Origin of the sequence: Roseomonas sp. FDAARGOS_362, assembly GCF_002754815.1 — a bacterium.
In the GTDB taxonomy this organism is placed as follows: Bacteria; Pseudomonadota; Alphaproteobacteria; order Acetobacterales; family Acetobacteraceae; genus Roseomonas; species Roseomonas mucosa.
Genome location: NZ_CP024588.1, coordinates 1,320,436 through 1,333,101, shown reverse-complemented (window position 1 = coordinate 1,333,101; position 12,666 = coordinate 1,320,436). Strand labels below are relative to the sequence as shown.

General features: G+C 72.5%; 12 protein-coding genes. 7 read left to right on the top strand and 5 right to left on the bottom strand.

Annotation, left to right across the window (positions count from 1 at the left end; all coding sequences use genetic code 11):
- Positions 1–5: 5 nt before the first annotated feature.
- A complete protein-coding gene (gene pyk, locus CTJ15_RS11070) occupies positions 6–1,463 on the bottom strand; it encodes a pyruvate kinase (protein WP_026032938.1) in 1,458 nt (485 codons plus the stop codon).
- Between the two features lie 157 nt (positions 1,464–1,620).
- Here pyk and CTJ15_RS11065 point away from each other — a divergent pair, with 157 nt between their 5' ends.
- A complete protein-coding gene (locus CTJ15_RS11065; RefSeq protein ID WP_226946108.1) occupies positions 1,621–2,163 on the top strand; it encodes a GNAT family N-acetyltransferase in 543 nt (180 codons plus the stop codon).
- Positions 2,164–2,477: 314 nt separating this feature from the next.
- Positions 2,478–3,503: a TerC family protein gene (locus CTJ15_RS11060; protein WP_075821876.1), complete on the top strand. Its 1,026-nt coding sequence runs from the start codon at positions 2,478–2,480 to the stop codon at positions 3,501–3,503.
- A gap of 68 nt (positions 3,504–3,571) precedes the next feature.
- Here the strand turns inward: CTJ15_RS11060 and CTJ15_RS11055 are convergent, their stop codons facing one another.
- Complete coding sequence (locus tag CTJ15_RS11055) at positions 3,572–4,900, bottom strand: glycerate kinase (protein WP_058390634.1); 1,329 nt, start codon at positions 4,898–4,900, stop codon at positions 3,572–3,574.
- A 338-nt stretch (positions 4,901–5,238) separates the two neighbouring features.
- Between CTJ15_RS11055 and CTJ15_RS11050 the strand changes: the two genes are divergently transcribed.
- Positions 5,239–5,586 carry a DUF1244 domain-containing protein gene (locus tag CTJ15_RS11050; protein ID WP_019459571.1) on the top strand — a complete coding sequence of 116 codons (348 nt, stop codon included), beginning with the start codon at positions 5,239–5,241 and terminating at the stop codon, positions 5,584–5,586.
- Positions 5,587–5,611: 25 nt separating this feature from the next.
- Positions 5,612–6,331, top strand: coding sequence for an EI24 domain-containing protein (locus CTJ15_RS11045; RefSeq protein ID WP_058390633.1), 720 nt, complete (start codon positions 5,612–5,614; stop codon positions 6,329–6,331).
- 15 nt (positions 6,332–6,346) lie between these two features.
- On the opposite strand, the gene CTJ15_RS11040 is transcribed toward CTJ15_RS11045, so the two are convergent.
- Positions 6,347–7,378 (bottom strand): Gfo/Idh/MocA family protein, encoded by a 1,032-nt coding sequence (locus CTJ15_RS11040; protein WP_058390632.1) that lies wholly within the window; start codon positions 7,376–7,378, stop codon positions 6,347–6,349.
- A gap of 214 nt (positions 7,379–7,592) precedes the next feature.
- Here CTJ15_RS11040 and CTJ15_RS11035 point away from each other — a divergent pair, with 214 nt between their 5' ends.
- Together CTJ15_RS11035 and arfB are read left to right on the top strand one after the other, a co-directional pair.
- Positions 7,593–7,868, top strand: coding sequence for a DUF2312 domain-containing protein (locus CTJ15_RS11035; RefSeq protein WP_019459568.1), 276 nt, complete (start codon positions 7,593–7,595; stop codon positions 7,866–7,868).
- A 10-nt stretch (positions 7,869–7,878) separates the two neighbouring features.
- The gene (gene arfB / locus CTJ15_RS11030) at positions 7,879–8,328 is read left to right on the top strand and encodes an alternative ribosome rescue aminoacyl-tRNA hydrolase ArfB (RefSeq protein ID WP_216348600.1); all 450 of its coding nucleotides are present in this window, start codon (positions 7,879–7,881) and stop codon (positions 8,326–8,328) included.
- Between the two features lie 6 nt (positions 8,329–8,334).
- Here the strand turns inward: arfB and CTJ15_RS11025 are convergent, their stop codons facing one another.
- Both CTJ15_RS11025 and CTJ15_RS11020 read right to left on the bottom strand, forming a co-directional pair.
- Positions 8,335–8,940, bottom strand: a complete 606-nt coding sequence (locus CTJ15_RS11025) for an AAA family ATPase (RefSeq protein ID WP_019459566.1) — start codon at positions 8,938–8,940, stop codon at positions 8,335–8,337.
- A 13-nt stretch (positions 8,941–8,953) separates the two neighbouring features.
- Positions 8,954–10,693: a long-chain fatty acid--CoA ligase gene (locus CTJ15_RS11020; protein ID WP_058390630.1), complete on the bottom strand. Its 1,740-nt coding sequence runs from the start codon at positions 10,691–10,693 to the stop codon at positions 8,954–8,956.
- A 103-nt stretch (positions 10,694–10,796) separates the two neighbouring features.
- Here CTJ15_RS11020 and CTJ15_RS11015 point away from each other — a divergent pair, with 103 nt between their 5' ends.
- The gene (locus CTJ15_RS11015) at positions 10,797–12,662 is read left to right on the top strand and encodes a M3 family oligoendopeptidase (RefSeq protein ID WP_019459564.1); all 1,866 of its coding nucleotides are present in this window, start codon (positions 10,797–10,799) and stop codon (positions 12,660–12,662) included.
- The last annotated feature ends 4 nt before the right edge of the window (positions 12,663–12,666 follow it).

Below are 12,666 nucleotides of genomic sequence, written 5' to 3'. Positions count from 1 at the left end.
GGGAATCAGCCTTTCTTGTCTTGCGCCTTGTCGCCGACGGTGGCGACGCGGAGGGCATTGGTGGTGCCGGCCTGTCCGAAGGGGACGCCCGCGGTGACGACGATCTCCTCGCCACGGTTGGCGAAGCCCTCGGTGGCGGCGGCGCGCGTGGCGCGGCCGACCATCTCGGTCATCGAATGCGGCGTGGCGGAGCTGAGCGCATGGGCGCCCCAGACCACGGCGAGGCGGCGGGCGGTGCTTTCCTCCGGCGTGAGGGCCAGGATCGGCGAGGAGGGACGCTCGCGGGCCACGCGCAGCGTGGTGGAGCCGGTGGAGGTGAAGGTGGCGATCGCCTGGGCGCCGATGGTGGCGGCCACCTGCCGGGCGGCGGTGGCGATGGCGCCGGCGGTGGTGGCCAACGGCTCGGGCCGGGCGGCGTCGGTCAGGCGGCGCCAGCCCTCGTCGCTTTCCACGCGCGACAGGATGCGGTCCATCATGTTGACCGCCTCGAAGGGGTACTGGCCCGCTGCGCTCTCGGCCGAGAGCATCACCGCGTCGGCGCCGTCGAAGACCGCGGTGGCGACGTCCGAGGCCTCGGCCCGGGTGGGGGCGGGGGCGGAGATCATGCTTTCCAGCATCTGCGTCGCCACCACCACCGGCAGGCCCCGGTTGCGCGCGGCGCGCACGATGCGCTTCTGGATCAGCGGTACGTCCTCGGCGGGACATTCCACGCCCAGGTCGCCGCGCGCCACCATGACGCAGTCGGTCAGCGCCAGGATCGCGTCGAGGTTCTCGACCGCCTGCGGCTTCTCCATCTTCACCATGATCCAGGCGCGGCCATCGGCGATGGCCTTGGCCTCGGCCACGTCCTCGGGCCGCTGCACGAAGCTCAGGCCGATGTACTCGACGCCCAGCGGCAGCACGAAGTCGAGGTCGGCGCGGTCCTTCTCGGTCAGCGCCGGGATCGGCAGCACCACGTCGGGCACGTTCACGCCCTTGCGGTCGGAGAGCGGGCCGCCCACCACCACCTCGGTCTCCAGGTGGTCCTCCCGCTTGCGGATCACGCGCAGGCGCAGCTTGCCGTCGTCGAGCAGCAGGGTGGTGCCGATGCCGGCGGCCGCGATGATCTCGGGGTGGGGCAGCTGCACGCGGCGCGAGTCGCCGGGTACCGGCGACAGGTCGAGGCGGAAGCTCTGCCCGGTCTGCAACTGCACCCGGCCGCCGCCGAACTTGCCCACCCGAAGCTTCGGCCCCTGCACGTCGGCCAGGATGCCGATCGGGCGGCCGACCTTCTTCTCCAGCGCCCGGATCGTGGCGATGTTGGCGGCGTGGCCCTCGTGCGAGCCATGGCTGAAGTTCAGCCGGAACACGTCGGCGCCCGCGCGGAACAGGCGCTCGATCATTTCCGGCGTCGAGCTCGCCGGGCCCAGCGTGGCCACGACCTTCGTGCGGCGCCGGCGGCGCAACGGAATCCTCTGCGGCATGAAGCCTCCTGAAAGGGTCCGGCCGGAAGGGACAGAGGCGGCGAAGAGGCCGCCGGCTTCCGGCAAGGCCTCTTCCCACAGGCGTCCCTGGGTGCCAAGCCGGGGTGGATGTGGAGCGGGTTGCGCCCGGCGCGGGGCGGGACCGGAGCAGGGCGGCATGGGTGAAAGGCGAGGCATGGGAGGACAGGCAGGCGGGGCGGCCCGCTGGCGGGCCATGGCGGCGGCGGACCTCGCGGCGGCCGGGCGGATCGCGGCGCGCGTGCATCCGGACTACCCGGAGGACGCGGCGGTCTTCGCCGAGCGCCTGTCGCTTTTTCCCGAAGGCTGCCTGGTGCTGGTACCCCCCTCCGGCGAGCCTGGCGGCTATGTGATCGCGCATCCCTGGCGACTCGGGCAGCCACCGGCCCTGAACAGCCTGCTCGGCGCGCTGCCGGCGGCGGCCGATACGCTCTACATCCATGACATCGCCCTGCTGCCGGAGCGGCGCGGCGGCGGGGCCGCCGGGCGGGCGCTGGAGCGGCTGGAGGCGCTGGCGCGGGGGCGCGGGCTGCCGGGGCTGTCGCTCGTGGCGGTCGGCGGGTCGCCCGCCTTCTGGCTCCGCCAGGGCTTCCGGGAGCGGGCGGACGAGGCGCTGCGCGGGAAGCTGCGGAGCTATGGCGGGGCGGCGGGGTACATGGTGAAGGATCTCGCCACCGCCTGACACCGGCCCGGAGGCCCGGGTCCATACCGGCCGGCTCCACCGCGCGGCGGGGGCGATTCAGGCCGCGCAACGGGCCTGTCCGGTTCCGGGTGGATTTTTCCCTTGCGGAAAGATGGAGGATTGTCCATCTTTCCACCCGATCCGGGCCCCTCTGGCGTCCTGGCGGATCGGCCGGCCTGCTCTTCGGACAGGGCCGGGCGAGTTCCGCCACCGCGATGTCGGATCATCTTTCGCGCAACCGGGCCCGGCGCGCATCCAGAACATCCGCACGCGGATTCTGCCGTCCGGCCCTTTGAGAGGAGGAGCCACCCGGCATGGAGGCCTCGCCGCTTTTCTGGATCCTGTTCAACGCGGGCGTTCTCGGCCTGCTGCTGCTCGACCTCGGCGTCTTCGCCAGGAAGGACGCCAGCGGCGCCCCCGCGCCCGTTCCCGTGCGCACCGCGCTGATCAAGTCCGCCGCCTATATCGGCCTGGCGGTGCTGTTCTTCCTCTGGATGCGGATGAGCTACGGCCTCACGCCCGAGGAACGGGCGACCAACAGTTTGGAATTCCTTACCGGCTACCTGATCGAGTGGTCGCTCTCGGTCGACAACATCTTCGTCTTCGTCCTGCTCTTCGCCCGCTTCGGCGTGCCGGCGGCCTACCAGCACCGCGTGCTGTTCTGGGGCATCCTGGGGGCGCTGGTGATGCGCGGCGTGATGATCCTGGTCGGCACGGCGCTGCTGCGCGAGTTCGACTGGCTGATGGTGGTCTTCGGCCTGTTCCTGGTCTGGTCCGGCTGGAAGATGCTGCGCTCGGCCGAGGCGGAGCACGATCCGGCCGACAGCAGCGTGCTGCGCTGGATGCGCGCACGCCTGCCGGTGACGGAGGGCTTCCGCGGCAATGCCTTCACCGTGCGCGAGGCGGGCCGGCGGATGGTCACGCCGCTGCTGCTCGTGCTGGTGCTGATCGAGCTGACGGACCTGTTCTTCGCGCTGGACAGCATCCCGGCGATCTTTGCCGTCTCGACCGACCCGTTCATCGTCTACACGGCGAACGTCTTCGCCATCCTGGGCCTGCGGGCGATGTACTTCGCCCTGGCGGGGATCATCCACCGCTTCCACTACCTGAAGCACGGGCTCTCGGTCGTGCTGATGATCGTGGGCGCGAAGATGCTGGCCAACTGGTATGCGGGCGGCAAGGCGGTGCCGGTGGAATACGCGCTGCTGCTGACCGGCACGATCATCGCCGGCTCCATCGCCCTGTCGCTGTGGAAGACCCGCAACGACCCGCCCCAGGACGTGGCGCACCAGGGGAGCGCGCCGGAGAAGGCCGAGGCGCTGACCGGCAAGGCCGGCTGACCCTGGAACGGGCTGGCCGTCCATGGCCGGCCCGCCTTGCCCCGCGCCGGGGCGGGGCGGTGTCCGTCTCAGGCGACGAGGACGATGCGCAGGTCATTGACGTTGGTCAGCGTGGGGCCGGTCACCACCAGGTCGCCCAGGGCGGCAAAGAAGCCGGTGGCGTCGTGCAGCGCCTGGGCCTCGCGCGCATCGAGGCCGAGCGAGCGGGCGCGGGCGAGCGTGTCGGGGGTGGCCAGGGCGCCCGCGGCCTCCTCCACCCCGTCGATGCCGTCGGTGTCGCCCATCAGCGCCCAGGTGCCGGGACGGCCCGCGGCGGCGAGGGCGAAGCCCAGCAGCGCCTCGGTGTTGCGGCCGCCGCGCCCGGGGCTGGGGTGGCGGATCGTCACCGTGGTCTCGCCGCCCGACAGGATGACGCAGGGCTTCGGCGCCGGGATGCCGTGGTCGGAGACCGAGCGCGCGATGCCGGCCAGCACCGTGCCCAGCTCGCGCGCCTCGCCTTCCAGCGCATCGCCCAGGATGATCGGATGCAGCCCCTCGGCGGCGGCGGCCCCGGCCACCGCCTGCAGCGCCATCATCGGCGTGGCGATCAGGCGGAACTCGCTGCGGGCCAGGCGCGGGTCGCCCGGCTTGGGCACCGCGTCGGCCGCCGCGGCGAGGTGGCGGGCCACGGCGGCGGGCTGGGCGATGTTGAAGCGCTTCAGGATCGCATAGGCCTCGGCATAGCCCGCGCCCTCCGGCACGGTGGGGCCGGAGGCGATGGTGCCGGGATCGTCGCCCGGCACGTCGGAGATGGCCAGCGTCACCACCCGCGCCGGATGGCAGGCCGCCGCCAGCCGCCCGCCCTTGATGGCGGAAAGGTGCTTCCGCACGATGTTCATGTCGCCGATCGTGGCGCCGGAGGCGAGCAGGGCGCGGTTGACCGCCTGCTTGTCGGCCAGCGTCAGCCCGGGGGCGGGCAGGGAAAGCAGGGCCGAGCCGCCGCCCGAGGCCAGGAAGATCACCAGGTCCTCCGCCGCGAGCCCGTCGGTCAGCGCCAGCATCCGCCGCGCCGCCGCCTCGCCCGCCGCGTCGGGGACGGGGTGGCTGGCCTCGACGATCTCGACATGGCGGGTGGGCACGGCATGGCCGTAGCGGGTGACGACGAGGCCCGACAGCGCGACGTCGGGCCAGGCTTCCTCCAGCGCCTGGGCCATCAGCGCCGAGGCCTTGCCGGCGCCCAGCACCAGCACGCGGCCCGAGCGCGGCTTCTCCGGCAGGTGCCGCGCCAGCACCGCCCGCGGGTCCGCCGCCCGCAGCCCGGCCTCGAAGAGCTTCCGGACGGTCCGCCGCGCCCATTGATCGCTCGCTTCGGCGGGCACCGGTTGCGGCCGGTCCTGCGAGGCTTCGGATTCACGCATGCGGGCGGCCCTTCCGGAGGATCAGGTGTTGGCGCTGTGGATAGCGTCGCGGGCCGCCCCGGTCACCTCCTTCGTGGCCGCCTTGCCACCCGTTTCGGGGGTGAGGGGAGCGCTGGCGGTCACCCCGCTCCACCGCCCGCATCAGCCACGCCGCGGTCTTCTTTCCGCGAAAAACCCACTGGCCGGTGTCACATCCGCGCGGCCCTGCTCGCCGGACGGGGCGCCCTGGGTGCCAGGAAGGCTGCCTGGAAAGGCCGGCCGGCGGAACCGCCCGGGGAGGCTGGCGAAGCGGGGCGGGCGATGCCACTTGTGCCCCCGGACGCATTCCGGAGGACCGCATGCCCGCACCGCAGCCCGAGGCCGCCATCGACACCGGCGCCGCCGCGAACCTCACGCCGGAGCAGCGCGAGGCGCTGGAGGCCGCCGCCTTCCGCAAGCTGGTGGCGCATCTGCGCGCACGGAGCGATGTGCAGAACATCGACCTGATGAATCTCGGCGGCTTCTGCCGCAACTGCATGTCCCGCTGGTATCGCGAGGCCGCCGCCGACCGGGGCATCGGGATGGCCGATCCCGATGCGCGGGAGGCGATCTATGGCATGCCCTATGACGAATGGCGGGCGCGGCACCAGCGCGAGGCGACGGCGGAGCAGAAGGCCGCCTTCGCCGCCGCGAATCCCGGCCACTGAGGCCGGGGGGAGCGACGCGACGCGCATGTCCGCCGTTCTTGCGAGCCTTTGGCTGCCCTTCCGGCAACTGGGCGATCCCGGCTTCCGGGGGCCGCTGTGGAAGGGGCTGCTCGGTGCCGTCCTGAGCTTCGGCCTGCTGGTCTGGCTCGCCGACTGGGGGCTGTCCGCCCTGGCCGGCATGGCGGGCGGCGAGGGCTGGATCGCCACGCTGTCCGGGGTGCTGGGCGGGCTGCTGGTGCTCTTCTCGGCCATCTGGCTCTTCGTGCCGATCGTGCTGGCCATCGCCGGGTTCTTCACGGACCAGGTGGCGGAGGCGGTGGAGCGCCGCTTCTATCCCTGGCTGCCGCCGCCCTCCGGCGGTGCCTCCCTGGCGGCGCAGGCGCGCTACAACCTGCGCCTGACGTTGCAGGTGCTGCTGCTGAACCTCGTCCTGCTGCCGCTGGCCTTCGCCCTGCCGGTGGTGGGCGCGGTGCTGCTCTGGGTCGTGGCCGCCATCGCGCTGGGCAACGGGCTGTTCGAGGGTGTGGCGCAACGGCGCATGACCGTGCCCGCCGCGCGGCTGCTGCGCCGCCGCCGCCGGGTGCAGGTCTTCCTTCTGGGCGCCGTCCTCGCCGCCCTGGCCGTGGTGCCGGTGGCGAACCTGCTGGTGCCGATCCTCGGCACGGCCGCCATGACCCACCTGCTCCACCGCGGCCAGGATTCGCTGACGCCGCCGGAACGCGCGGTGCCGGCCCGCGCGGCCTGACGGGCACCGCCCGTATCAGCCCGCCAGCGGTTCCTCGCCGCTGCGCAGGATGGCCTCGACGATGCTCTGGACCTCGTAGGCTTCTTCCAGCGTGGCGAGGTGGTGCGCCTCGCCACGGGTCATGCGCGCCACGCCGTCGAGCTGGCGTTGCAGCGTCAGCGGGCGGGCGCGTTCATGCGGCATGGCGGAAGGGTCGCCCTGCCAGGTGCCGGCCGCGTCGCGGCGCTCCGCCAGGGCCCAGTTCCGCAGGCGCACGGCGCCCGAAGCGCCAGTGGCGATGAAGCTGTTGGCCTCGTCCTCCGCGACCCGCCCGACCGAGCCCGTCAGGCTGAGCGGCAGGCCCCCGGCGGTGAGCCGGGCCTCGATGGCGCGCTCGCTGCGCCCGGCCTCGGGAAAGAGCGCCTGGGCCTGGAGCAGCACCAGCGGCCCGAAGAGGCGCCGCGCCAGGAACAGGAAATGCGACACGACCTCCCGCGTGAAGCCGCCCTGGGCGGGGCCGTCGAGCCAGCCGGCGGCGGCATGCTGCCAGCCGCGCGGCCAGCGGGCGAAGTCGGCGGCGATGGCCAGGCTCTCCACCTGCCCGATGGCGCCCCCGGCCAGCCATTCGCCCAGCCGCTCCACCGTGGGCGAGGAGGCGAAGGGGAAGTTGACGGCGGCGCGGGCGCCCCCAGCCCCCGGCAGGGCATGGGCCTCCCGCAGGAAGCGTCCGGCATCGGCCACATCCACCGCCAGCGGCTTCTCGCAGAACAGCGCCTTGCCGGCCTTCAGCGCAGCGCGGGCATGGGGCAGGTGGGTGGCCGGGGGCGAGGCCACGTAGACGCAGTCCGCCGCCTCGATCACCGCGGCTGCGGAGCGCAGGAAGGGCGTGCCGGGAAGCTCGGCCCCGAGGCGCGCGACCGCCTCCGGCGCCGGGTCCCAGAGGCCCGCGACCTGGACCCTGTCCTGCCCGGCGGCGGCGCGCAGCAGGCGCTCCCCCATGATCCCGGCCCCGATGATGCCCAGCCGCACCGTTCCGGTGCCCGGCTGGAATGTCCCGGCTTCGCTCATCCTCGCCTCATGCCGCATGTCCGGGGCGGAACCTACAGCGACGGGTGGTGCTGCCAATGGGGCCAGGGACAGATTCGGGCGCCGTTCCAGGGGCGGGGCCATGCGGCGGGGCCATGCGGCGGGCGGCGGGCTGCCAGACAGCCGGGCCGCGGGCGGCGTGTTGGCGGGGACGGCCCCGGCCGCTATACCCGGCGCCTTTCACGGGGGAGAACATATGTCGGACGTGACCGATCAGGACCAGGAGCAGGACACCGATGTCGGCGGCATCGCCGCGGACCGTCTGCGCTCCATCATCGAGCGGGTGGAGCGGCTGGAGGAGGAGCGCAAGGCGCTGGCCGACGACATCAAGGACATCTTCGGCGAGGCGAAGTCCGCGGGCTTCGACGTGAAGGTGATCCGGCAGATCATCCGCCAGCGCAAGCAGGAGCCCGCCGAGGTGGAGGAGCAGGAGACCCTGCTCGACCTCTACCGCCGCGCGCTCGGCATGTGAGGCGCCGCGCGTGGCGCCGGAGGAGGAAGGGCGCGGGAGGCTGATCCCGATCGATGCCCGGCTGGCGCTGCGCGAGGAGGAGATCACGGAAAGCTTCGTCCGCGCTTCCGGCCCGGGCGGGCAGAACGTGAACAAGGTCTCCACCGCCGTCCGCCTCAGCTTCGACCTGCGCAACTCGCCCTCGCTGCCCCCGGCGGTGAAGGCGCGGGCCGCCCGGCTCGCCGGGCACAGGCTGACCTCGGAAGGGGTGGTGGTGATCGCCGCCCAGCGCTTCCGCTCGCTGGAGCGGAACCGCGAGGATGCGCTGGAACGCCTGCTGGAACTGCTGCGCGAGGCGGCGGTGCCGCCGGTGCCGCGCATCGCGACCCGCGTGCCGAAGGGGGAGAAGCGGCGCCGGGTGGAGGGCAAGGTCCGGCGCGGCGAGGTCAAGCGGCTGCGGGGGAAGCCGGTGGGGGACTAGGGCGAGTCAGTACCGGTCCATCGCCTGCTGCGTCAGCAGGCTGGCGGGCCTCGCGCGGCGCCGGCAGGGGATGCGGGACAGTTCGGCGCAGACCTGTTCCACCAGATGCGGCACCGGCATCTCCGTGCGCAGCCGCAGCACCGGGCAGGACAGTTCGGCCAGCCAGCCCTCGTGCAGGGTGCGGGAGCGGATTTCCGGCCCCGCCGTGTCATAGCTCTCGGCCCAGGCCAGGAAGGCGGCGCTGGCCTCGGCCATGTCGCCGCCCGGCCGGATGCGGGCGCCATGGCGGGCTTCCTCCCGCGCCAGCAGGCGTCGCATCCGCTCCGCCGGGTCGAGGCTCAGGAAGACCACCAGGTCGAAGCGCGGCACGAGGCTTCCGCCCCAGGAGACCATGGAGCCGCTCAGCACCCAGCCGGCGGCATCCTCCAGCGCCTGTTGCAGCAGGGCGAGACGCTCCGGCACCGGCCGCTTGGTGGTGAAGGGCGGGTCGGTCCGCCGCCAGTAGTAGAGATCGGCATCCTCGTGCGGACAGCCAAGGCGCGTCGCCAGGGCCGCGCCCAGCGTCGTCGTGCCGCTGCCGGACGCGCCCAGGATGTGGATCCGGTGGCTCAATACAGGGGCTCCATCAATACAGGGCCTCCACCAGCGGGGCGTGCTGTTGCAGCACGATGCGGCGGCGGACCTTCAGGGTCGGTGTCATCAGCCCGTTCTCGACGGTGAACGGCTCGACCAGCCGCCAGCGACGGATGCGCTCGATGCTGGACAGCCGCGCGTTCACCCGGTCCACCGCCGGGCCGACCCGCTCCTCGGCGCCCTCCGCCGGCACCAGCAGCGCCACCACGCCCTGGCGGCCCTCGCCGGCGATCACGGCCTGGGCGATCTCCGGCTCCGCCATCAGCAGCCCCTCGATCTTGGCGGGGCTCACCATGTCACCGCCCAGGGTTTTGATGAAGTCCTTCTTGCGATCGCGGATGACGATATGTCCCGCCGAGTCGATCTCGCCGGTATCGCCGGTGTGCAGCCAGCCGCCTTCCAGCGCCGCGGCGGTGGCCTCCGGGGCGTTCCAGTAGCCGTCCATCACCAGCTCGCCCCGCAGCAGCAGCTCGCCATCCTCCGCGATCATCGTCTCGACGCCGGGCAGGGGGGCGCCGACGCTGTCGCGGCGATTGTCCCAGGGCAGGTTGACGCTGACCACCGGCCCGGCCTCGGTCTGGCCATAGCCCTGCAGCACGGTCACGCCGAGGGCCAGGAAGAAGCCCGAAAGCTCCGGGTCCAGCCGGGCGCCGCCGGACACCATCGCCACCAGCCGCCGGCCGAAGCGGGCGCGCAGCTTCGCGCGCACCAGCCGGTCCAGCGCCGCGTCCTCGATCCGCTCCAGCAGGGACAGGGGCGGCCCGTCCATCCGGCGCAGGCCGAGGGCGATGGCCCGGCGGAACAGGCGCTGCTTCCAGCCGGCCTCCTTCTCGACCTGGGTCAGGATGCGGTGGCGCAGCACCTGGAAGAGGCGCGGCACGGCGGTCACCAGGGCGGGCTCGATCTCGGTGAACTCGGCGGCCAGCCGGTCGGCGCCACGGCTGTAGACCACCTCCATGCCGAGCGAGGGCAGCAGGAAGTTGCCGACCGTGTGCTCGTAGGCATGGGAGAGGGGCAGGAAGGAGAGGTAGCACTCGCCCTCCAGCTTCAGCCGCCTGACCACCGTGGCGAGTCCGGCCTGGTTCGCCAGCATGGCCCGGTGCGGCAGCATCACGCCGCGCGGCAGGCCGCCGGTGCCGGAGGTATAGACGAGGCAGGCCAGCCGCCCGGGCGGGATCTGCGCCACCTCCGCCACCAGCAGGGCGAGGTCGCCCGGATCGGCGGTCAGCGCCTGCCAGGACAGGGTCCCCGGCGCTTCCTCCATGCAGACGAGCAGGTCCAGCCCCGGGTCGTTGCCGCCCCCCTCGTTCCCCCCACCCTCATTCCGTCCCTGGGCCTGCCGTGCCGCCTCGGCGATCCGGCCGGCCAGCCCGGCGGTGGAGGCGATGGCCACCCGGGCGCCGCTGTCGCGCAGGATATGGGCGTGGTCGGCCACGGTGTTGGTGGTGTAGGTCGGCACCGTGACCGCGCCGATGGCCATGATGGCGGTGTCGGCGATGGGGAATTCCGGCCGGTTCTCGCTGACCAGCAGCACGCGATCGCCCGGCATCACCCCGCGGGCGCGCAGCCCGGCGGCGGCGGCGGCCACCGCATGGGCGAATCCGGCCCAACTCATCCGCTGCCAGTCCCCGCCCGACCCGTCCCGGACCCAGTGGCGCAGCATCGGCCGGTCGCGCCAGCGCGCGGCCAGGCCCAGCAGCATGGCGGGGAGGCTGTCCCAGCGTTCGGTCATTCTGTCGCTTCCCCCTATCGTCATCGCCCGGCTGTCTTGGTGGGAGGCGGGGTGGTCATATATCCAGGCCGTTCCACTCCTCCCGCGAGGCGCACGCATTTCCATGTTTCGACCGACCTGCCTAGCCGACTCCTCCATCCCTGGCCGCGCCACCCTCGACATCTCCGGCCGGGCCGGGGGCGGCGGGGGCGAGGCCCTGCCGGAATGGAACCTGTCGGACCTCTATGCGGGGATCGACGACCCGAAGCTCGACGCCGATCTCGGCCGTGCGGAGGCGGAGGCGAAGGCGCTGGAGGCGGAGGCCGCCGGAAAGCTCGCCGGCCTGTCCGGCGATGCCCTGGCGGCGGCGATCCGGCGCTACGAGGCGGTGGAGGAGATCCTGGGGCGGGTCCTGTCCTTCGCCCAGCTGCTTTTCGCGGGCGATGCCACGAAGCCGGAACACGGCCGCTTCTACCAGACCATGCAGGAGCGGGCGACCGACATCAGCAGCCACCTGCTGTTCCTGACGCTGGAGCTGAACCGGCTGGAGGATTCCGTGCTGGAGGCCAAGCTGGCGGAATCCGCCGGACTGGCCGGATGGCGCCCCTGGCTGCGCGACCTGCGGGTGTTCCGTCCGCACCAGCTTTCCGACGAGCTGGAGAAGCTGCTGCACGAGAAGGAGGTCACCGGCCGCTCCGCCTGGAACCGCCTGTTCGATGAGACCATCGCCGCCATGAAGGTGCGGGTGGGGCAGGAGGACCTCACCGTCTCCTCCGCGCTGAACAAGCTTTCCGACCGGGACCGCGCGGTGCGCGAGGCGGCGGCCAAGGGCGTCTCCGCGGCCTTCGGCGAGCGTGTCCCGCTGTTTTCGCTGATCACCAACACGCTCGCCAAGGACAAGGAGATCATCGACAACTGGCGCCACTACCCGCGCCCCGGATCGTCCCGCAACCGCGCCAACATGGTCGAGGACGAGGTGGTGGACGCGCTGGTCTCCGCCGTGCGCGCGAGCTATCCGCGCCTGTCGCACCGCTACTACGCGATGAAGGCGAAGTGGCTGGGTCTGGAGAAGCTGCAGCACTGGGACCGCAACGCGCCCCTGCCGCAGGAGGAGGACCGCACCATCCCCTGGTCCGAGGCCAAGGAGCGGGTCTTCGCCGCCTACAACGCCTTCTCCCCGGAACTGGCCGCGATCGGCAGGCGCTTCTTCGACAGCCCCTGGATCGACGTGCCACCCCGGCCGGGCAAGGCCTCCGGCGCCTTCGCGCATCCGACCGTGCCCTCGGTGCACCCGTACCTGCTGCTGAACTACCACGGCAAGTCGCGCGACGTGATGACGCTGGCGCATGAGCTGGGCCATGGCGTGCACCAGATCCTGGCCTCGAAGCAGGGCTACCTGCGCTCCGGCACGCCGCTGACCCTCGCCGAGACGGCCAGCGTCTTCGGCGAGATGCTGACCTTCCGCGCCGTGCTGGATGCCGAGACCGACCCCACCCGCCGCCGCATGCTGCTGGCCGGCAAGGTGGAGGACATGCTGAACACGGTGGTGCGGCAGATCGCGTTCTATACCTTCGAATCCCGCCTGCACGAGGCGCGCCGCAAGGGCGAGCTGTCTTCCGAGCAGATCGGCGAGATCTGGATGGGCGTGCAGGGCGAGAGCCTGGGCCCGGCCTTCGAGTTCACGCCGGACTACAACGTGTACTGGGCCTATGTGCCGCATTTCGTGCACACGCCCTTCTACGTCTATGCCTATGCCTTCGGGGACTGCCTGGTGAACGCGCTCTACAGCGTCTACCAGTCGGGCGAGGTGCCGGGCTTCCAGGAGAAGTACCTCGACCTGCTGCGCGCCGGCGGCACGCTGCGGCACAAGGAGCTGCTGGCGCCCTTCGGCCTCGACGCCTCCGATCCCGGCTTCTGGAACAAGGGGCTCGACGTGATCGACGGCTTCATCACCGAGCTGGAGCAGCCGGCCCCCGAGGGGGCGGCGTGAGGAG

Bases quoted from the DNA above. Each gene is read 5' to 3' on its own strand.
- pyk (WP_026032938.1), bottom strand. From the start codon at position 1,463: ATGCCGCAGAGGATTCCGTTGCGCCGCCGGCGCCGCACGAAGGTCGTG.
- CTJ15_RS11065 (WP_226946108.1), top strand. From the start codon at position 1,621: ATGGGTGAAAGGCGAGGCATGGGAGGACAGGCAGGCGGGGCGGCCCGC.
- CTJ15_RS11060 (WP_075821876.1), top strand. From the start codon at position 2,478: ATGGAGGCCTCGCCGCTTTTCTGGATCCTGTTCAACGCGGGCGTTCTC.
- CTJ15_RS11055 (WP_058390634.1), bottom strand. From the start codon at position 4,900: ATGCGTGAATCCGAAGCCTCGCAGGACCGGCCGCAACCGGTGCCCGCC.
- CTJ15_RS11050 (WP_019459571.1), top strand. From the start codon at position 5,239: ATGCCCGCACCGCAGCCCGAGGCCGCCATCGACACCGGCGCCGCCGCG.
- CTJ15_RS11045 (WP_058390633.1), top strand. From the start codon at position 5,612: ATGTCCGCCGTTCTTGCGAGCCTTTGGCTGCCCTTCCGGCAACTGGGC.
- CTJ15_RS11040 (WP_058390632.1), bottom strand. From the start codon at position 7,378: ATGAGCGAAGCCGGGACATTCCAGCCGGGCACCGGAACGGTGCGGCTG.
- CTJ15_RS11035 (WP_019459568.1), top strand. From the start codon at position 7,593: ATGTCGGACGTGACCGATCAGGACCAGGAGCAGGACACCGATGTCGGC.
- CTJ15_RS11020 (WP_058390630.1), bottom strand. From the start codon at position 10,693: ATGACCGAACGCTGGGACAGCCTCCCCGCCATGCTGCTGGGCCTGGCC.
- CTJ15_RS11015 (WP_019459564.1), top strand. From the start codon at position 10,797: ATGTTTCGACCGACCTGCCTAGCCGACTCCTCCATCCCTGGCCGCGCC.